Source organism: Streptomyces sp. NPDC050287 (assembly GCF_044459385.1).
Taxonomy (GTDB): domain Bacteria; phylum Actinomycetota; class Actinomycetes; order Streptomycetales; family Streptomycetaceae; genus Streptomyces.
Genome location: NZ_JBITIY010000007.1, coordinates 362,881 through 381,885, shown reverse-complemented (window position 1 = coordinate 381,885; position 19,005 = coordinate 362,881). Strand labels below are relative to the sequence as shown.

Below are 19,005 nucleotides of genomic sequence, written 5' to 3'. Positions count from 1 at the left end.
GACGGCGCAGGCACGAGTCTCTCCAAGCTTTCACCCACCGTCACTGGAGAGGTCCCGCATGGGCAGACGTGCGCTCGTACGAGGCGCCACCGCCGCCGCCGTTTCCTTCACTCTCGCCGTCGGCCTCGGTTCGCTGACAGCCGGCAGCGCGTACGGCGAACCGGTCACCGGAGAGGTGGTCGTGCCGGCCACCACGGCCCTGGTTCCCCGGACGGGTCTGCTGAGCGCGGGGCCCTCGGGGTTCCTCCGCTATGAGGAGGGGCGTGGCCAGCTGTGGACGACGTACGACGGCGTCGACACGGTCGTCGACGCGTCGGGCACGGACGCGTACGGCGTCACGAGTGCCGGCGCGGGCTCGGACGTCGTGGCCCATTACGACAGCTCGGCCAGGACCGTGACGCTGCGGAACATGACGTCCGGTCAGGTGGCCACGGTCGCGCTGCCGGACGGGCACGCGTACTTCAGCACGCTCGGGTCGACGGTCGTCACCACGGCGGGAACCGGCACCGACGCCGTGTGGCATCTGCTGGACGCCCAGGAAGACGGCTCCGTCACCGACCGCACGGTGGATGGCGTCCCCTCCGGCGTCTACCTGTTGGCCGCCGCGGGGCTGGGCGACGCGCGCGGGCAGGTGGTGCGCTACCGCAAGGGCGACGACGAGGTCACCGGGTGGCTCGATATCGAGCAGGGGCGCTTCACCGCCCTGCCGTACACCGTGCAGTCGTGGCACTACCTGGTCGCACTCAGCACCACCCACCTGGTGTGGTTCTACGACGGCACCCTGCACGTCGCCTCCCGCCAGGACCCGACCGCCGCCGTGCGGACCGTGTCGGTCGGCGACATCGCGCAGGTGCTGGGCATGGTCGGCGACACGGTCATCGTCTCCCGGTACGACTCCTCCCTGGGCCGCTACGACACCAGCCGTGCGGTCTCGCGGGTCGAGGCCGTCCCTCTCGACGGCTCCGCCCCGCGGACGCTGCTGGCCAGGACGTCGCGGGAGGCCGTGGCGACCCCGGACGGCGGGCTCCTGGTCGCGGGCGGCGCCGACACGGACCACTGGGGCGTCTCCCTCATCGAGGCCGCAGGGGGCGGCGGGGTCACCGTGCGCCGGGTCGCGGACGCGTACCCCCGGCAGGCCGCTCACACGGTCTCCCAACTGACCCTCGCCCAGGGGCGGTTGACTACCGTGGAGCTGGACCCCGTGGGTGACTGGTCGTATCTCCACACCCGTGAGACCGGCGTGGCGGACGCTCCCACGGCGGGGGCACGTACCCCCCGCGGCCGTATAGCGCTGGAGGACTACTCCGAGGGCCGCCCGCGCCTGTTCGACACCGGTGACGGCCGGACCGTCATCTCGGGCTACGGCACGAGCGCCGCCCAGCAGCCCCGGCTGCTCGGCTCCACCCAGTCGCTGCCCGGCACCCGCGTCGACAGCTCCCGCAGCTACCAGACCGTGACCGCCGCAAGCGGCCGTTTCGCCGCTCTGACGAGGCCGTACGACAGCACCGGCACGGCGGAGACCCGGGTCGTCGACCTCGACACCGGGCACACGGTGTACACGACGACGGAGACCGTGCGGGCGCTGTGGGGCACCACCGTGTGGCTGAGTTCCGGCAACGACAGCGTGGTCCCCGTCGATCTGCTGACCGGGCGACAGGGCGACCCGGTGTGGTTCGGACGCGGCTGCCTGCTGAGCGGCTTCCAGGCGGTCGGCCGGTGGCTGTTGTGGAACTGCGTACTCGACTCCGAGGGGCAGGGTGTCTACGACACCGTCACCAAGCGGAACCTGACGCTCGTGTCGGGTGACAGCTGGGAGCAGGCGCGGCTCGGCGACGGCTTCGTCGCGGCCGTCGAGGACGGGGAGCTCAAGGTGATCGACGTGCGCGGCGCGGCGCCCGTGTCGCACACCGCGGGGAAGTTCGAGGGCAATGCCTGGGACGTCGACCCGTACACCGGCGTGATCGCTCAGCTCCGCTCCGACAACTCCATCCGCCTGACCTCCAGCGATGTCCCCGTCTCCGCTCTCGTCCAACGTGACGCCACCGTCGCCGCCTCGGTCGACGTCAAGGGCGGCGCCGCGCAGTGGAGCCCGAAGTGGTGGCTGAACAAGCCCGCGGCCTCCTGGAAGCTCGTGATCGGCGACAAGGCCGGTACGGCCGTCCGCACCCTCTCGGGCGGTCTGGCGCGCGGTGTGGTGAGCCCGGCGTGGAACGGCAAGGACGGCTCCGGCCGGCTGGTACCCAACGGCGCCTACACCTGGACGCTGACGGTCACCCCCGCGGACGGGCAGGGCGCGGCGCTGGCGAAGAAGGGGACGGTGAAGGTCACCGGCGCGGCAGCGGCGTGGCGGGACTTCGTCGGGTCGGACGGCTTCGGCGAGTTGGTGACGCTGAGCAGCTCGGGCGGGCTGACGTACCAGTACGGGACGGGCCAGGGAACGTTCACCGGGAAGCGGACGGGCTCCGGGTGGCCGACGACGGTGAAGGTCGTACCCTTCGGTGACCTGAGCGGTGACCGGTGCGACGACGTGCTCGTACGGTCCGACAGCGGCACGTTGCGCGCCTACCGGCCCGCGTGCGCTGCGGCGGTGACTCCGTCGACCGCGTACACCTCGCTGGGCACGGGCTGGAACCAGTACAACCTGCTCACCTCACCGGGAGACGTCAGCGGTGACGGGCGGGCGGATCTGATCGCCCGTCAGGCATCGACCGGGGACATCTACCTCTACAAGGCGACGAGCGCGGGGAAGCTCTCGGCGAGGGTGAAGATCCGGTCCGGGTGGACGGGTTACAAGAAGATCCTGGGCGCCGGCGACCTCAACGGCGACGGTTACGGCGATCTGCTGGCGCAGGACAAGTCGAACGAGCTGTGGCGCTACGACGGCACGGCCACGGGCCAGTTGAAGAACCGAGTGAAGGTCTTCGACGACTGGGGCTCTTCGTACAACGTGATCGTGGGCGTCGGCGACATCACCGGTGACGGCAGGGCCGACATTGTCTCCCGTGACACGTCCGGCACCCTGTGGCGCAACAACGGCAACGGCAAGGGCTCCTTCGGCGGCCGTACGAAGATCGCCACCGGTTGGCAGGGTTACAAGAGCCTGTTCTGAGCGGGCCTTCGCCGCTCCCCGTCCGACCCGGACGGGGAGCGGCCTGACCGCCGCCTGGGTTACTGCTGGGGCATGCCCGGCGGTACGGCTGCCGGGAGCGGCGGCGGCACGGGTCAGCCTCTGATGCGCTGCCGGATCCAGACGCCGACGGGCTTGAGGACGCTGGTGCCGGCGAACCGGCCGCGCGCGCAGGCGCCCTTCTTGAAGACGCCGCCGACGGCGCCGTCACCGATGCTCCAGTTCACCCAGCTGATCTTCTTCCTGGCCATCAGGTCGAGATACCGCTGCGACATGACGAAGTCGTTGCCGGATCCGTCCCACGACTGTGTGCCCCATTCCGTGACGAAAACGGGGAGCTTGGAGGAGGCGCGGTCAAGGGTCTTCAGGAAACTCTCCCGGTGCGCCGCCGCGTAGAAGTGGTATGTGTACATGATGTTGGAGGCGCGTACCGGGTGGGCGACGACCTCCTTTTCGCTGGCGTACTCGGACGCACCGAGCGTGGACCAGCCGCGAGTGCCGACAAGGATCACGCTGTCGGGAACCTGGGCCCGGATCACGGGGATGACTTTCTCGGCATATCTCTTGATCGCCGACCAGTTCGCTTGAAATACCTCGTTGACGATCTCGTACATCACATTGGTCCGGTGCCGATTCCGTGCGGCGATCTCCTTGAAGAAGGCCATCGCATTGCGGAGGTCGTTGTTCGGGTCGCCCGGGTCGACCCAGTGCCAGTCGACGATCACATACATACCGCGGGCACTCGCCATGGCGATCAATCGGTTCGCCCGATCTGTGAACTTCTCTGGATTTCCCGCGTACCCGTCCTTGTTCGCATACGTCGCGATGCGCAGGACGCTCGCGCCCCAGTCCCCGGCGAGCGCGTCCAACATGCCGTGGACCAGGCATTCCGGAAACCATTGAGTGCCACTTGTGCTCATGCCCCGCAGTTGGACCGGCATCCCCGCCCCGTCGCACAGATGCGTGCCGCAGACGCGGAGGTTGCCGTGCTTCTCGGCCGGGGTCATCGGCCGCACCCCGGCCTCCGTCCTCTCGCTGACCCCGACCGGAATTCTGGCATCGGAAACGATCCCGGCGACCTGGTCCCCCGCCAAGTTCACAGCAAGGAGACTGAGCTCGACGGCCATGACAATGACCAGTCCGGCAGCCTTGGGCAGAAGAGAGCGAGGCAGAAGGAAGCGAAACACATTGCGTTATGCATGAAAACTTACGCAATGTCAAAGCGCTTCGCGGAGGTGACGAGGCGTTCACCCTCATGGAGGTGGCGCGGTACGTCCCCGCCTTGCCGGCATCGGCCAACCGCGGTGCCGGCCCCGCCGCCCGGCCGTCGTGTCAGCCGATCGGCGCCGGCATGGGCTGGATGTCGTAGTGGAGGCGGATCGCGTCCCCGGTGGCGGGGTCGGTCAGTTCCACGGTCCAGCCGTCGGCGAACTGGTCGACGCCGGGGGCCATGGGAATGGTGCCGGAGATCAGAACGGTGCCGGGCGCCAGCGCGCCGCGCGAGTGCAGGACGTCGATCCAGTAGGCGGGGCTGAGGAGTTCGGCGAGGGTGCCGTGCTGGATCTCCGTCGGCGTGCCGCCGTGGGTGACCCAGGCGCGCAGGGTGAGGTCGTCGATCCGGGACTCCACGTCGGCCAGGCGCCAGGCGCGGCGGGCGAGGACGTCGGGGCCGGCGTTCTTGCTCCAGGCCACGCCGTGCACCTCCAGGTCGCGGTCGGTGTGGTCGCAGGCGGCGGTCAGCAGCAGCTCCCCGCCGTCCGCCACGACGAGCGCCCACTCCGCCTCGCCGGAGGTGTGCCCGTGCTGCGCGTGGACCCGGTCGGTCTGCTGGGCGAGGTAGGGGGAGACGGGGTAGAGGGCGGGCGTCACGGACGGGCCCGGCACGCCCAGCTCGGCGAGCTCCGCGACGTGTGCGGCGACGTCCTCCTGGCTGCGTCCGGCGTACCCGGCGTTGAGGACCTGGACGACGTCGACCTCGCGCGTCGATCCGTCGGGCAGTTCGAAGGTCAGCACGGACATGAGGGCACTCCCAGAGATCGGGGGACGGAACCGCGGCAGCGGTGCGACCCCGGCACGTAGTGGTACGTCCCGGTACGCCCGTGTTTCGCCGCGGTGAAGTTCTCGCGCGGGGCTTGCGCATACGACCTGTATACAAGAAGTATGCCGGAAGGTCGATGTCACCGAGCAAGGATGGGAACCATGCCCGACACCCCGAACGACGACGCGAAGGCGTTCGATCGGCACTCCGGCGTCCGCCGGGCCTTCGTCGCGAGCCTGACCGGCACGGCCCTGGAGTGGTACGACTTCGCCGTCTACTCCGCCGCGGCCGCCCTGGTCTTCGGTGACCTGTTCTTCCCCTCACAGGACCCGCTCACCGGCACACTCCTGGCGTTCTCCACCTATGCGGTCGGCTATGTGTCGCGCCCACTGGGCGGGTTCGTCTTCGGCCGCCTCGGTGATGTGATCGGCCGCAAGAAAGTGCTGATCGCCACACTGGTCCTCATCGGCGTGGCCACGTTCCTGATCGGCGTCCTGCCCGCGTACTCGACGGCCGGCGTGGCCGCCCCGATCGCCCTGGTCGTGCTGCGCTTCGCGCAGGGCGTCGGCGTCGGCGGCGAGTGGGGCGGCGCCGTACTGCTGTCCAGCGAGTTCGGGGACCCGCGCCGCCGTGGCTTCTACGCGTCCGCCGCCCAGGTCGGCCCGCCCGCCGGCAATCTGCTGGCCAACGGAGTCCTGGCCGCCCTCGGCGCGTTGCTGACCGAGGCGCAGTTCGAGTCGTGGGGCTGGCGCGTGGCCTTCCTCCTCTCCGGCGTTCTCGTCGCGTTCGGGCTGTGGATCCGGGCCCAACTCGAGGAGACCCCGGTGTTCCGGGCGATGCAGGCCGAGCACTCCCGGCCGGAGGCGCCCGTCCGCGAGGTGCTCACCACACAGCCGCGCGCCCTGCTCGCCGCGATCCTGTGCCGCATCGGCCCCGACGTGCTGTACGCCTTGTTCACCGTCTTCGTCCTCACGTACGCCACCGAGGAACTCGGAATGTCACGCGGCTCCGCCCTCGCGGCCGTGCTCATCGGCTCCTCGATCCAGGTCTTCCTCATGCCGCTGGCCGGCGCCCTCTCCGACCGGATCAACCGCCGTCTGCTGTACGGCTGTGCCGCGGTGGCCGCCGGTGTGTGGCCCTTCGTGTTCTTCCCGTTGATCGGCGGCGGCACCTGGCTGCCGCTCGCCACGGGGGTAGTCGTGGGCCTGGTGATCCACTGTTGTCTGTACGGTCCGCAGGCCGCCTTCATCGCCGAGCAGTTCGCGCCCCGGCTGCGCTACACCGGCTCGTCCCTGGCCTACACCCTGGCCGGGATCTTCGGCGGCGCCGTCGCCCCGCTGCTGTTCACCAGCCTGCTGAGCGCCTACGGCACCTGGACGCCGCTGGCCGTGTACATCGCTCTCGCCTCGGCCGTCTCCCTTGTCGGCGTCCTCCTGGGGCGCGGCCCCGAAGCCGCCGTCGACGAGGACGCCGCCCTCGCCGCGCCGAAGGCGCCGCACACGATGGACGCCACCCCCTCACGCTGACCGGGACGTTCGACGTTCGAAGGAGGACCGCACCATGCGGATCGCCCTGAGCCAGTTCACCACCGGCCCCGACCCCGAGAAGAACCTCCGGCTCGTCGAGGAGTGGACCCGGCGCGCAGCGGACGCCGGAGCCCGCGTCGTCGTCTTCCCGGAGGCGTCGATGGCCTGCTTCGGCACCCCACTGGCACCGCTCGCCGAGCCCCTGGACGGACCCTGGGCCGACGGCGTACGGCGGATCGCCCACGCCACCGGCACGGTTGTCGTGGCCGGCATGTTCACCCCGGCCACCGGGGGCCGGGTGGCCAACACCCTGCTCGCGACCGGGCCCGGGGTCGAGGCGTCGTACGACAAGATCCATCTCTACGACGCCTTCGGCTACCTCGAGTCCGACACCGTCGCCGCGGGCTCCGGTACGACGGTCGTCGACGTGGACGGCGTACGGCTGGGCCTGGCCACCTGCTACGACGTCCGTTTCCCGGAGCTGTTCCGGGCGCACGCCGACGCCGGGGCCGCCGCCACGCTGCTCGCCGCCTCGTGGGGCGCCGGGCCCGGCAAGCGTGAGCAGTGGGAGCTGCTGGTGCGGGCCCGTGCGCTGGACGCCACCGTGTGGCTCGCCGCCGTCGGCCAGGCCGATCCCGGCACCGGGCCGGGTCCTGCCCCGACGGGGATCGGGCACAGTCGTGTCGTCGGACCCGACGGGACCGTCCGGCACGCGCTGGGCGCCGAGCCCGAGCTGCTGGTGGCCGACCTGGACGTCGACGAGGTTCCCGCGGTCCGGCGGCGGATCTCCGTGCTGGCCAACAGGCGCCCGGAGGTGTGGCGATGAGCAAGCCCGAGCTGGAGTTCCACTTCCCCGACGGGCCGTGGCGGGCCCCGGCCGGCGCCGGCCCGGGCGTCGAGGAGCGCGTCCTGGCCGACGACCCCGAGCGCGGATCCCGTACGGCGCTCGTCCGCTGGGCGCCGGGTACCGACACCTCCGCACAAGGCGTGACCCGCCACGACTTCTGGGAGGAGGTCTACCTCGTCGAGGGAGCGTTGCACGACCTGACGCTCGGCCGGACCTTCACCGCGGGCATGTACGCGTGCCGCCCGCCCGGGATGCCGCACGGCCCGTGGACCTCCCGGGACGGCGTCACCATGATGGTGATCACCTACCCCGAACCCGGTCAGCGGTGATCGACGGGGATCGGAGGAGGCACCGGCGGGGCGCCGTCAGAGTCGGCGGTAACACCCGACGGGGCGCTGCCCGCGCGCCGGCGGCGCGCCCTCGGCTCGGTTCGGGGGCACGGGCGCGGAGCCAGGACGGGCCGAGACGGGGGACAGGAGCGAGACGCGGGACCGGGACGGGAGCGAGACGCGGGGCATCCCCTAGCCGGCGAGCAGTACCTTGAGTGTCGACTCCAGATGGTGGTCGATGGCGGCACACGCGGCCCGCACGTCACCGGCGGCCAGGGCGTCCAGGATGGCCTCGTGTTCCTCCAGCACCGCTTCCTGACGTCCCTGCTGGTTGAAGAGAGCGACCACTCCGGCACGGACCTGGCGGCTGCGCAGGCCGTCGTAGTGCCGGTCGAGGAGGGCGTTGCCGACGGCGGACACCAGGGCCGAGTGGAAGCAGTGGTCCACGGCGATGAACTCCCGGGCCTGGTCGGCACCGGTGAGCTCGCGCTGCCGTTCCAGCAGGGACCGCAGCCCCGCCACCGGCGCTCCGCCCGCGGAGACGAGCTGCTGGGCGGCGTACCGCTCGACGATGCCCCGCAGCTCCATGAGCTCGCGGATCTCCCGTCCCGTCAGGGGCGACACCCGGGCGCCCCGCTTGGGCACCAGCTCGACCAGGTCCTCGGCCGCGAGCTGCAGCAGCGCTTCCCGGATGGGCGTGCGGGAGACGCCGATACGGTCCGCGAGCTCCTGCTCCGACAGGAAGGCCCCCTGCATACCGGGATCCGTCAGCACCGTGTCCTTGAGATACGCGTACGCCTTCTCCCTACCGGACGTCACGGCAACCCCCAGCTCTCGCATACAGCTTGTATACAAATGACGCTACCATGCGCCTTCCGCCGGGAGCCTTCAAGAAAGTCAAGAGACGCACCTGCTCACATGGCCCGCGGGCTCAGGCGAGGGCGGCGGCCAGCAGGGCGAAGGCGCCGATGATGACGGCGACGCGGACGTAGTGGAAGCGGTCCCAGCGGTTCATCTGCTCCTTCCAGTCCTCGGGCCGGTTCTCGGGGGTCCACGTCTTGTTCCGGTTGTTGATCGGAACGAGCAGCAGGAGCGACATGATCACGCTGAGGAGCAGCAGCGCGCCGGCGGTGACGACGAGGCCGGTGCCCTGATGGTGCCGTCCGGCGATGGCCCAGACCGCGACGAGGACGAGCGAGCCGATGTACCAGACCGGCATCACGGCGCCGAGCATCCGGCCCCCGTGGGCGCGGCCGAGTTGGTCACTGTCACCGGGGAGTGCGTTGAGGATCGGGTTGATGACGAAGGCGACGGAGAACTCCACTCCCACCATCAGACCGACGACCACAGTGGTGAAGACCTCGAGCGTGTCGAGCATGATGACCCCCTGGGATCTAGTGCTGCTAGCTGTTGAGGCAACGCTAGCACTGCTGCCGATCGATTGTCTAGCAGTGCTAGGATCGAACCATGTCGGTACAGGAACGCAAGCAGCGCGAACGGGCGGAGCGCGAGCGCCTCATCGTGGCGACGGCCCGCGAACTCGCCGAGCAGCACGGCTGGGACGCGGTCACCACGCGCCGGCTCGCCGAGCGCATCGAGTACAGCCAGCCCGTCCTCTACAGCCACTTCCGCGGCAAGCGCGAGATCATCGGCGCCGTCGCCCTCGATGGCGCCGCCGAGCTGGCCGCGGCGCTGCGGGCCGCGACCGCCACCGCGGACGGCCCACGCGCCCGGGTCACCGCCCTCGCCCGCGGCTACCTCGACTTCGCCGAGCGCAACCCGGCGGTCTACGACGCCCTGTTCCAGCTCGACGGCGGCCTGGCGTACGCGCAGGACGACACCCCGGAACCTCTCAAGGACGCCTTCGCCGCCCTGCTGGAGTGCCTCGGCGAGGTCGCCGGGGACGGCGTCCACCCGGGGATGTTCACCGAGGTGTTCTGGGCGTCCCTGCACGGGATCGCGACCCTGACCCGGGCGGGACGGCTGCCGCCGGAGTACACCGAGCAGAGGGTGGAGCTGCTGGTGGACCGGCTCGCCATGGTCTGACACACCGTCCGGGCGGGCGGGCGCGATCAGCGAGCGCCTCCCCGATGCCCCCTGGCCGGCCGACGATGGTCCGCGCGTCGCCCGCTCAGCTCCCCTTAATGCTCATGCGGCCCGCGGCACCCCGGTACGATTCGCTCGCCGCTCGCACAACAGTGCGTATCAGGGCGCTGCATGCCGGCATCAAAACGGGAGGGATCACTTGACCATGTCCTTAGGCGCGAGACCCCGCGCGGTCCTCGCTTCTCTGGGAACCCTCGGCCTGGCGCTGGCCGCCGCCGCGTCGCCCGCGAGCGCGGCCGGCGGAACGCCCACCACACCGACTCAGCTGTTCAACGGCTACGAGCACTGCTCGACCGACGCGGACCGGCCCTCGTACCGCTGGGCCGGTGACGGCCTCGTGGTCGAGGGGATCCCCGGGATCACCGACACCACCGGCAACTCCCTGGTGGGCGTGCGGTATCAGGCCTGGCCGGTCACCGACCCGACGCGGATCACGACGGTCACCCGCGACCGCGTCACCCCCGGCGTCGAGGCCCCCGCCACCCTGCCCGCCAGTGCGCTCGCCGACGGGCAGACCTACGCGTGGCAGGCGCAGACGGTGGTCGGGGACGCGGTCTCGGACTGGTCGGCCCCCTGCTATGTCACGGCCGACAACACCCGCCCGGCGAATGCGCCCACCATCACTTCGCCGAACTACCCGCCGGACGTGTGGAACGAGGGCGGCGTGCCGGTCGAGTTCACGCTGAGCGCGGGCGGTGTCGACGACGTCGAGGGATTCGAGTTCTCCTGGCAGTCGGACCTGCCGGTCATCGGCACGAGCATCGGTGACCACGGCGTTCCGCAGCCCGTCGACCCGTACTCCGACACGAGGTACTTCAAGCGCGCCGACGCGCTCGGCGGTTCGGCCACGCTCAGCCTGGTCCCACCGACCGGCTCCGGACCGATGAGGCTGTGGGTGCGCAGCCTGGACCGGGCCTACAACGGGTCGGCAATCACCAGCTACACCTTCCGCGTCAACTCCGCGGCGCCCACTGTCACCCCGGCCGTCCCGCAACCCGAGTTCGGTGAGCCGACCGAGTTCACGCTCCGTCCCGACCCCGGACTCCAGGCGAAGAGCCCGGTCGAGAGCTACTCGGTGCGGACCGTCGGCGGTCAGGACGACAGGACTTTCGAGGTCACGGCGGGGCCGGACGGCACGGCGACCGTGACACTCGCGCTGGACGGCATCTACGGCGAGAACCTCCAGGTGACCAGCAGCAGCGCGAACGGCTGGGTCAGCGACAAGGCCTGGTGGGGCATCAGCTACGACACCACTCCCACCGTCGCTTCGGACACCTACCCCGAGAACGGTTCGGGCGGCGACGTCGGCGTCCCGGGCACCTTCACGTTCACGCCGAAGGTGAAGGACGTCGTGAGCTACACGTACACCTTCAACAACGGCGACCCGGAGGTCACGGTCCCCGCGGACGCCGGCCACAGCGCGAGCATCGACTGGACCCCGGCCGCGGAGGGCTGGTACGACCTCACGGTCCACGCGACGACCCGCTCCGGCATCCGACTGGCACCCTACGTCTACTCCTTCACCGTGGACTGAGTCACCGGACCCACCCAGAACCGGCATGCCCGGGTCCCATCGAAGCCGCCGGTGGGCCCGGGCCGCATCAGTTCGCCGGCGTGAGGATCAGCGCCTGTCCGTCGGCTCACCGTGCGCCGGGGCCCCGCAGTGACACCCCATCGCCCTCAGACACCGGTGCCCTCGTTCGTCCACAGGCTCTCCACCGCCCGCGAAGGGCCGCCCACCGCACGCACCCGCTCCATGGCCACCCGGACGAAGGCCCGTAGCCTGGCCGTCTCATGGCCGGTGGGCCAGACGAAGGCGTAGTCGATGCCCGGGGCGTCCGTGAACGGCTTGAAGACCAGGCCGGGACGGCTGTAGTAGTGCGCACCGGCGGCCGCCACCGGAGTCACTCCCTTGCCCGCGAGGACCAGGGAGAGCGCGTCCTCCCAGTGCGTCATGGCCTGCCCGTGCGGGATGGGCCGCCCCGACGGCGTCTGCCGCGGGAAGTGGTGGTCCAGCCACTGCGTAGGCACACTCCCGGCGACCGTCAGCAGCGTCGCCTCCGCCAGGTCCTCCACGCTCACCGACTCACGCCGCGCGAACGGGTGCGCGGACGACATCAGCAGCACCCTCGGCTGCGACACCAGCACCGGACCCAGCGTCAGATCAGGTTCGGCCAGCGGTGGTTCGGTGACCTGGAGCTCGACGTCCCCCGCGCGCAGCGGACCGTAGGGGTCGGAGATCTGCACCTGCCGTACCTGCACGTCCACATCCGGGTAGCGACGCCCGAACACCTCGGCGATGCTGTGCAGCAGATGGCCCGTGAAGGCGCCGGAGAAACCGATCCGCAGGGAGCCGGTGATCCCCCGGCCGGCCGCCATGGCCCTGGCGACGGCCGCCTCGACTCCCCGCCACGCGGGCGCGAGATCGTCCCTGAGCTGTTCCCCGATGGGCGTCAGGGTCACCTGACGGCTGGTGCGGTCGAACAGCTTGGCACCGATACGGCGCTCCAGCCGGGCGACGGTCTGACTGACCCGGCTCTGCGAGACACCCACGCGCTCGGCACTCCGCCCGAAGTGCAGTTCTTCCGCGAGGGTCAGGAAGACCTCGATCTCCTGGCGTTCCATGACCGGTTCTCCCACACCCCCGTAGTCACACGCTCCCGTACTCCCGCGACCCCGTACTCCCGCGACCTCGAACGATGAGTCCAGCGAATCGATCGTTGCACAGATCGTCCTTGTTGCGCAGACCCCCCGATTCGAAGCTGGAGCGGCCGGCGAGAGCATCAGGAAGGACCGTCATGGCCGTCACCGAATCGTCTCCCCCGACCCACCCCACACACCAGGTCGCCGCACCACCCCAGCCCGCCGCCGGCGGCGTCTTCGGGGCACGCGAGTGGCTGGTGCTGATCACCCTGTGCTGCGCCACCTTCATGTGCGGCCTGGACTTCTCCATCGTCACCGTCGCCCTGCCCGACATCGGCACCGCCCTCGGCTTCTCGTCGGCCGGCACCCTGCAGTGGGTGGCCACCGCCAGCCTGCTTCCGTCGGCGAGCCTGCTGCCCCTGTTCGCCCGGATCGCCGACCTGATCGGCCGCAAGCGGCTGTTCACCCTCGGCGTCGCGGTCTTCACCCTGTTCTCGCTCGGCGCCGCCCTCGCGAACAGCCCCGGCGCGCTGATCGCCACCCGCATCGGCCAGGGCACCGCCGCCGCGATGATCGCCCCGTCCGCCATCGCCCTGATGACCGGCTACTTCCAGGAGGGCCCCAAGCGCGCCCGCGCCCTGGGCCTCAACGGCGCCGTCATGTCGCTGGGCTTCGTGCTCGGCGCGCTCGGCGGCGGTGTCATCACCAACGGCTTCAGCTGGCGCTGGACCATGGTCGCGCTGTGCGTGATGGGCGCACTGGCGCTGGCCGGCGCGCTGGCCCTGCCGGCGATCCACGAGTCCGGCGCCGCCCGCAGGATGGACATCCCGGGCGCGATACTGGCCACACTCGGCCTGTTCGGCCTGGTCTACGGCGTCTCCACCGGCGGTGACGAGGGCTGGACCCGTCCCGCGGCGCTCGGCCCGATCGTCGGTGGCCTGGTGCTGCTGGCCGCGTTCCTGCTGGTCGAGCGGCGCCACCCGGAGCCGCTGGTGCCGCTGTCCGTGCTGAACCGGCCGTCCGTGAAGTGGTCGGGGCTGTTCGGTGTCATCACCTTCGGCATGTGCGCCGGTACGACCGTGCTGCTGAGCCTGTACATGCAGGATGTGCTGGGCTTCACCGCGCTGCAGGCCGGTCTGAGCTACCTCGGCGAGGGCGCGGCCGCGACCCTCGGCGGCATGTACGTCGCGAAGCTGCTGGGCCGGTTCGGCGGGGTGAAGGTGCTGGCCGCGGGCCTGCTCATCCAGGGCGTCGGCACGGTCGCCATGTTCGCCCTCCCCCAGGACGTGAACCTGGCCGCCCTGCTCGTCACCTCCTCCGTCATGGGACTCGGCCACGTCTTCAGCGTCGTCTCGTTCATCACCGTGATGACCACGGGCGTCAGCGAGGAGGACCAGGGTGTCGTCGGCGGTCTGTCGCAGCTGCCGCAGTACGTGGCCGCGATCGGTGTCTCGGGGCTGAGCGCGATCGCCGCGGCCCGCACCAACGCCCTGTCGTCGGCCACGCCGTCCCGCGCCGACATCCTGGGCGGGCTGCACGCGGGCATGGTCACGGCCGGTGTCGTCGCCCTCGCCGGTGCCCTGCTCGCCGGAGCCGTGCTGCGCGAGCGGACCACGGCCTAGGTGTGCTGTCCCGTGTCCGGCCTGCGGATCCGCCCGCCGGAACCGTCCGCGCCCCCGGCGCGGCCGTCCGCCGCCGCTCGGCGGACGGTCGCGCCGTTCCCGTATCCGGGCCGCGCCGGGCGCCTTCGCCGCCTGCGAGGAGAGCTTCCGTGAACGACAGCCGACTGCGCAGGCCCTCCGCCGTGCGTACCCTGCGCGTGCTTCACCCACCTCCACCCCGACCACATCGGCTGGGCCTGCGTCGACCCTCCCCTCACACCGAAGCGGGGACGCGGGATTCGCCAGTCGCAGGCTTTCCGCGCAGCAGCCAACCGGTGACTCCACTCAGCAGCAGCCCTCCGGTGGCCGGCACAGCCCCTCCCGCCGGAACCATGAGCACACTGTGCCCGCCTGCGAGGACGGCGCCGCCGAGCCAGCTGCCGAGGGTGATCCCGACGCAGAAGGCCGAATTGTTGACGGTCAGCGCCATCGCGGCCGACGTGGGTCCCGCGGAGGCGACGAGCTGGGAGTTGAGCGCCGGGATGGTGGCGAAGTAGGGGGCGCCCAGAACGCAGAACAGGACCGTCACCGCCCAGGCGTTGCCGGCGAGCAGGACGAGCAGGAGCAGAGCCGCGGCGGCGGTGCCCAGGGTTCCGAGCACGGCGGTGAGCAGATCCGCTCAGGCCTGGTGCACGGGCCACACCGCCATGGCCAACTCGGCCACCCGCTGCAGTTCCGCCGTGCTCGCCCCGTCCCGTGCCTGCTGGGACATCCCTTGAACAGCGGCCGCGAAGTAGACGGCCAGGGCGCGTGGTTCGACACCTTCGGGGAGCGTCCCGGCCTTCCTGGCGTCGGTCAGTCGCTCCTCGAAGTCGCGGACGTTCGCCGCCCTCCGTTCCCGCAGGTCCCGCTCGACATCAGCCGTCTGCGCCGAGTAGTTCGTCGCGGCCGTGATGACCAGACAGCCGGCCGGATGGTCCGGATCGGTGTACGACGTCGCCGCCTCGCGCAGCATCCTGGCGAACCCCGCACGGACGTCGCTCTCCTCCTCCAGGGCCCTGCCCATGAAGGCGCCGAAGGTTCCGCCGTACGCTCTGGTCACGGGCGGCAGCCGCGGCATCGGGCGCGCGACCGCCGAACGGCTCGGCAGGGAAGGCGCCCTCGTAGCCGTGCACTACGGACGCAACGCCGCCGCCGCCGAACGCCGTGCCGCCCGCCGCGCGGATCGCGACCTTGCCGTCGCGGACCGTGTCATGCCGAGGCGGCGATTGTCGTGGCTGCAGCCGACCAAGCACGTGGCCGCGACCCTTTTCCCGGACGACGACACCCCCGGTCCCGCCGACACCGGGTGAGCCGCACCGAAGGCATCGGCGACGTCGGAGCGGGCGGTGCCGGCCGCGTTCGCCGGTCAGGGCCGGGAGGTCCCCCGGCTGCCGCGGGCGATGTCGGCGGCGGACGACTTCCGCTTCTCCTCCTCCTGTCAGATCCATCTGGACCGCTGGTCGCACGGCCGCGTCGCGCTGGTGGGCGACTCGGGACACTGCGCCGCGCCCACCAGCGTCATGGGCACCTCGCAGGCACTGATCGGCGCCCGGATACCGGCCCGGCAGCCGGCCGATGCGGAGGGCGAGCACGAGAGCGCGTTCGCCGCGTACGAGGCCGAACCGCGGCCGTACGTCGCGCAGAATCAGGCCCAGGGCCGAGAAGGCGCGGCAGCGTTCGGCGGCCCGGTCGGCTGACCCCGCCCGGGTCCGGGCAAGAGGGAGCAGCCGCTCCCGGACTCCATGAAGCAGCCCCAGGCCAGTGACCTGGGGCTGCTCTTCTTCTGATGGCCGCGGCCGGTGTCCGTCTGCATCGTCACCACCGGTAGGCCCCCTTTCCGTCCATCCATCCCGTCGCCACCTTGCCAATGGCCGCTCTCATCATGAGAGTTCACTTGCATGACGGGTCGCCACCCCCTAACCTCCTTCGTGAGAGCTGACTCTCACGAAGGAGATGGACGATGACCGAGGTTTCCGTGGTCGGCCCCGACGGCGGCGAGACGATCCGCCTGGGACCGGCACAGATCCGCATCCTCGAGGACGGCAGCACCACCGGGCACCGTCTCGGCATGGGCGAGATCACCCTCGCCCCGCACGCCGAAGGACCCCCGCAGCACCGTCACGCCCAGCACGACGAGGGCTTCTACGTGGTCTCCGGCACCGTGCACTTCACCGTCGGGGACAGGACCCACGTCGCGCCGGCCGGCACCCTCGCGATGATCCCGCCCGGTGCCCCGCACACCTTCGCCAACCTCGGCGACGAACCGGCGGTCATGCTCAACACGTTCACGCCCGACCTGTACGTGCAGTACTTCCGCGACCTGCGGGACATGATCGCCGGCGGCCAGGAGCTGACCCCGCAGGCGACCGTCCAGGTGATGGGCCGGTACGCCACCGTACCGGCGACCGACTACGCGTGACGGCCCGCGTCGACAACCCCCGCCGCCAGTAACCGACTTGGAGACTTCCATGACCAGCACCGTCCGCACCATCACCCTCAGCCTCGACTCCGGCGACATCGACCTGAGCTTCACCGTCGACGAGCGGGGAGACGGTCACCCCGTCCTGCTCCTGCACGGCGGCGGCGGTCCGCAGACCGTCACGGGGTTCGCCGGGCTCCTCGCCGAGCAGCGGCCGGCCCGGGTCATCACCCCCGTCCACCCCGGCTTCGGCGGCACCGCCCGGCCCGACTGGCTGACCGATGTGTCCACCCTCGCCCAGGTCTACGTACGACTGCTGGACGAACTCGGCCTGCGGGGCGTCACCGTCGTCGGCAACTCCATCGGCGGCTGGATCGCCGCCGAGATCGCCCTGCTCGGCAGTGACCGGATCAGCGGCGTCGTCCTCGTCGACGCCGCCGGCATCCAGGTTCCCGGCCACCCGGTCGCCGACCCCTTCACCCTGACGCCCGCCGAGCTGTCCGCTCTCTCCTTCCACGACGTCGAGAAGTTCCGCATCGACCCCAGCACGTTCTCCGACGAGCAGCGCGCCGTCGCGGCCGCCAACCGGGCCGCGCTGGAGGTCTACTCGGGCCCGCACGCCATGGCCGACCCCACTCTGCGCGAGCGCCTGGCCAAGGTGACGTCACCGGCCCTCGTCGTGTGGGGTGAGAGCGACCGGGTCGTCGACACCGAGTACGGACGTGCGTACGCCGCCGCCGTCCCCGGCGCCGGGTTCGAGGTCCTGCCCCGCACCGGTCACATGCCCCAGATCGAGTCTCCCGGTCAACTGCTCCCCGTGGTCTGGGACTTCGCTGTCACGCACACGTCCCGTCGGCCCACCGACTGAGCGCGGGAGCCCATATGCCCGATCCCGTACGGGGGCGGCGCGCTCCCGTCCTGGCCGTCTGCTGCCTGAGTGTGCTGATGGTCAGTCTCGACGTCACCATCCTCAACGTCGCGCTCCCCTCGATGCAGCGGTCCCTGAACTCGTCCGTCTCCGGCCTGCAGTGGACGCTCGACGCGTACACCATCGTCCTGGCCTCACTGCTGACCCTGGCCGGTGCCACCGCCGACCGCGTCGGACGGCGGCGCGTCTTCCAGCTCGGTCTCGTGCTGTTCACCGGTGGGTCGGCCCTGTGCAGTCTGGCGCCCACGACGGGATGGCTGGTCGTCTTCCGTGTGGTGCAGGCGATGGGCGGCAGCATGCTCACCCCCGTCGCCATGGCCATCCTCGCCAACACCTTCACCGCACCACGGGAGCGCGCCCGGGCCATCGGCGTCTGGGGCGGAGTGGTCGGCCTGAGCATGGCGGCCGGGCCGGTTCTGGGCGGGCTCCTGGTGGAGTCGGCCGGCTGGCGGTCGGTGTTCTGGCTGAACGTACCGATCGGGCTGGCCGCGCTGACGCTCGCCGCGCTGTTCGTCCCGGAGTCCCGCGCGCCGACGGCCCGACGCGCCGACCCCGTGGGCCAGTTGCTGGTGATCGTCCTGCTCGGCGCGCTGACGTACGCCATCATCGAGGCACCCGGCGAGGGCTGGACCGCGCCGCCGATCGTGGTCTGCCTGATCGTGGCGGCTTGCGCGCTGGCCGCCTTCGTACCGTACGAGAACCGGCGCGCCGAACCGCTGATCGAGCCGCGGCTCTTCCGCAGCGCGCCGTTCAGCGGGGCCACCGCCACAGCGGTCTTCGCCTTCGGCGCGCTCGGCGGCTTCCTGTTCGCCAACGCCCTCTACCTGCAACGGGAGGTGGGGCTGAGCGCCCTGGACACCGGGCTGCATCTGCTGCCGATGGCGGCGCTGTCCCTGGTGTGCCCGCCGCTGTCCGGGCGGATCGTGGGCAGCCGCGGTCCGCGGATTCCCCTGCTGCTCGCGGGGGCCGGCATCGCCGCCAGCGGTGTACTGGCCGTCGCCGTCACCCGCACCGCCCACCCCTCGGACCTCCTGCTGTACGTCACGTACGCGCTGTTCGGGCTCGGCTTCGGCTTCGTCAACGCGCCGATCACCTACACGGCGGTGTCCGGCATGCCGCGCGCCCAGGCCGGCGTCGCCGCCGCGGTGGCCGCGACCAGCCGTCAGGTCGGATCCTCCCTCGGCATCGCGGTGGTCGGCGCCGCGGTCGCCTCCGGCGCGCGGCCCACGGCCTGGTGGATCATCACGGGATGCGGGGCGGCCATCCTGGTACTGGGCACCGTCACCTCCGGCCGCTGGGCCGCCGCCACCGCGGAACGCGTCGCCGCCCAGCTCAACCCCGACCCGCCGCGCGCGACGGCGGACAGCACCGGGTGACCCGCCACCGGTCCCCTCGCCCA

At 71.2% G+C, this 19,005-nt stretch carries 18 protein-coding genes and 1 pseudogene; 12 read left to right on the top strand and 7 right to left on the bottom strand.

Annotation, left to right across the window (positions count from 1 at the left end):
* The first annotated feature begins 58 nt into the window (after nucleotides 1-58).
* Nucleotides 59-3,109, top strand: coding sequence for an FG-GAP-like repeat-containing protein (locus ACIBK3_RS26905; RefSeq protein WP_399369543.1), 3,051 nt, complete (start codon nucleotides 59-61; stop codon nucleotides 3,107-3,109).
* Nucleotides 3,110-3,222: 113 nt separating this feature from the next.
* On the opposite strand, the gene ACIBK3_RS26900 is transcribed toward ACIBK3_RS26905, so the two are convergent.
* A complete protein-coding gene (locus tag ACIBK3_RS26900) occupies nucleotides 3,223-4,134 on the bottom strand; it encodes a glycoside hydrolase family 5 protein (RefSeq protein ID WP_399369541.1) in 912 nt (303 codons plus the stop codon).
* Nucleotides 4,135-4,459: 325 nt separating this feature from the next.
* Nucleotides 4,460-5,146, bottom strand: a complete 687-nt coding sequence (locus tag ACIBK3_RS26895; RefSeq protein WP_399369539.1) for a DUF2848 domain-containing protein — start codon at nucleotides 5,144-5,146, stop codon at nucleotides 4,460-4,462.
* A gap of 180 nt (nucleotides 5,147-5,326) precedes the next feature.
* Between ACIBK3_RS26895 and ACIBK3_RS26890 the strand changes: the two genes are divergently transcribed.
* From ACIBK3_RS26890 to ACIBK3_RS26880, 3 genes are read left to right on the top strand one after another with little or no spacing between them, the layout of a single operon-like run.
* Nucleotides 5,327-6,691 (top strand): MFS transporter, encoded by a 1,365-nt coding sequence (locus ACIBK3_RS26890; protein WP_399369537.1) that lies wholly within the window; start codon nucleotides 5,327-5,329, stop codon nucleotides 6,689-6,691.
* 34 nt (nucleotides 6,692-6,725) lie between these two features.
* Nucleotides 6,726-7,517: a carbon-nitrogen hydrolase family protein gene (locus ACIBK3_RS26885; RefSeq protein ID WP_399369535.1), complete on the top strand. Its 792-nt coding sequence runs from the start codon at nucleotides 6,726-6,728 to the stop codon at nucleotides 7,515-7,517.
* A complete protein-coding gene (locus ACIBK3_RS26880; RefSeq protein ID WP_399369533.1) occupies nucleotides 7,514-7,867 on the top strand; it encodes a cupin domain-containing protein in 354 nt (117 codons plus the stop codon). Before ACIBK3_RS26885 ends, ACIBK3_RS26880 begins: the two co-directional genes overlap by 4 nt.
* A gap of 192 nt (nucleotides 7,868-8,059) precedes the next feature.
* Here ACIBK3_RS26880 and ACIBK3_RS26875 read toward each other — a convergent pair whose 3' ends face one another.
* Both ACIBK3_RS26875 and ACIBK3_RS26870 read right to left on the bottom strand, forming a co-directional pair.
* Nucleotides 8,060-8,686, bottom strand: coding sequence for a GntR family transcriptional regulator (locus ACIBK3_RS26875; protein WP_399369532.1), 627 nt, complete (start codon nucleotides 8,684-8,686; stop codon nucleotides 8,060-8,062).
* A gap of 112 nt (nucleotides 8,687-8,798) precedes the next feature.
* The gene (locus ACIBK3_RS26870) at nucleotides 8,799-9,245 is read right to left on the bottom strand and encodes an anthrone oxygenase family protein (protein WP_399369530.1); all 447 of its coding nucleotides are present in this window, start codon (nucleotides 9,243-9,245) and stop codon (nucleotides 8,799-8,801) included.
* A gap of 89 nt (nucleotides 9,246-9,334) precedes the next feature.
* Here ACIBK3_RS26870 and ACIBK3_RS26865 point away from each other — a divergent pair, with 89 nt between their 5' ends.
* Nucleotides 9,335-9,913: a TetR/AcrR family transcriptional regulator gene (locus ACIBK3_RS26865; RefSeq protein ID WP_399369528.1), complete on the top strand. Its 579-nt coding sequence runs from the start codon at nucleotides 9,335-9,337 to the stop codon at nucleotides 9,911-9,913.
* A gap of 205 nt (nucleotides 9,914-10,118) precedes the next feature.
* Entirely contained in the window at nucleotides 10,119-11,507 is a 1,389-nt protein-coding gene (locus ACIBK3_RS26860; RefSeq protein ID WP_399370004.1) for a hypothetical protein, read from the top strand.
* Nucleotides 11,508-11,653: 146 nt separating this feature from the next.
* On the opposite strand, the gene ACIBK3_RS26855 is transcribed toward ACIBK3_RS26860, so the two are convergent.
* The gene (locus ACIBK3_RS26855; protein ID WP_399369526.1) at nucleotides 11,654-12,598 is read right to left on the bottom strand and encodes a LysR family transcriptional regulator; all 945 of its coding nucleotides are present in this window, start codon (nucleotides 12,596-12,598) and stop codon (nucleotides 11,654-11,656) included.
* Between the two features lie 173 nt (nucleotides 12,599-12,771).
* Between ACIBK3_RS26855 and ACIBK3_RS26850 the strand changes: the two genes are divergently transcribed.
* On the top strand, nucleotides 12,772-14,238 hold the full coding sequence (locus tag ACIBK3_RS26850) for an MFS transporter (RefSeq protein WP_399369524.1): 1,467 nt from the start codon (nucleotides 12,772-12,774) through the stop codon (nucleotides 14,236-14,238).
* Between the two features lie 253 nt (nucleotides 14,239-14,491).
* Here the strand turns inward: ACIBK3_RS26850 and ACIBK3_RS26845 are convergent, their stop codons facing one another.
* Both ACIBK3_RS26845 and ACIBK3_RS26840 read right to left on the bottom strand, forming a co-directional pair.
* Nucleotides 14,492-14,878: a hypothetical protein gene (locus ACIBK3_RS26845; protein WP_399369523.1), complete on the bottom strand. Its 387-nt coding sequence runs from the start codon at nucleotides 14,876-14,878 to the stop codon at nucleotides 14,492-14,494.
* An 18-nt stretch (nucleotides 14,879-14,896) separates the two neighbouring features.
* Nucleotides 14,897-15,283, bottom strand: a complete 387-nt coding sequence (locus ACIBK3_RS26840) for a TetR family transcriptional regulator C-terminal domain-containing protein (protein WP_399369521.1) — start codon at nucleotides 15,281-15,283, stop codon at nucleotides 14,897-14,899.
* Here ACIBK3_RS26840 and ACIBK3_RS26835 point away from each other — a divergent pair.
* The 5 genes and pseudogenes from ACIBK3_RS26835 to ACIBK3_RS26815 form a co-directional block, all read left to right on the top strand.
* Nucleotides 15,282-15,431: pseudogene (locus tag ACIBK3_RS26835) on the top strand (SDR family NAD(P)-dependent oxidoreductase); the annotation flags it as partial. The gene ACIBK3_RS26840 and the pseudogene ACIBK3_RS26835 sit on opposite strands and share 2 nt — an antisense overlap.
* Nucleotides 15,432-15,605: 174 nt before the next feature.
* The gene (locus tag ACIBK3_RS26830) at nucleotides 15,606-15,956 is read left to right on the top strand and encodes a hypothetical protein (RefSeq protein WP_399369519.1); all 351 of its coding nucleotides are present in this window, start codon (nucleotides 15,606-15,608) and stop codon (nucleotides 15,954-15,956) included.
* Between the two features lie 263 nt (nucleotides 15,957-16,219).
* Complete coding sequence (locus ACIBK3_RS26825) at nucleotides 16,220-16,678, top strand: cupin domain-containing protein (protein ID WP_399369517.1); 459 nt, start codon at nucleotides 16,220-16,222, stop codon at nucleotides 16,676-16,678.
* Nucleotides 16,679-16,727: 49 nt separating this feature from the next.
* The gene (locus tag ACIBK3_RS26820) at nucleotides 16,728-17,546 is read left to right on the top strand and encodes an alpha/beta fold hydrolase (RefSeq protein ID WP_399369515.1); all 819 of its coding nucleotides are present in this window, start codon (nucleotides 16,728-16,730) and stop codon (nucleotides 17,544-17,546) included.
* A 14-nt stretch (nucleotides 17,547-17,560) separates the two neighbouring features.
* A complete protein-coding gene (locus tag ACIBK3_RS26815) occupies nucleotides 17,561-18,982 on the top strand; it encodes a DHA2 family efflux MFS transporter permease subunit (protein ID WP_399369513.1) in 1,422 nt (473 codons plus the stop codon).
* The last annotated feature ends 23 nt before the right edge of the window (nucleotides 18,983-19,005 follow it).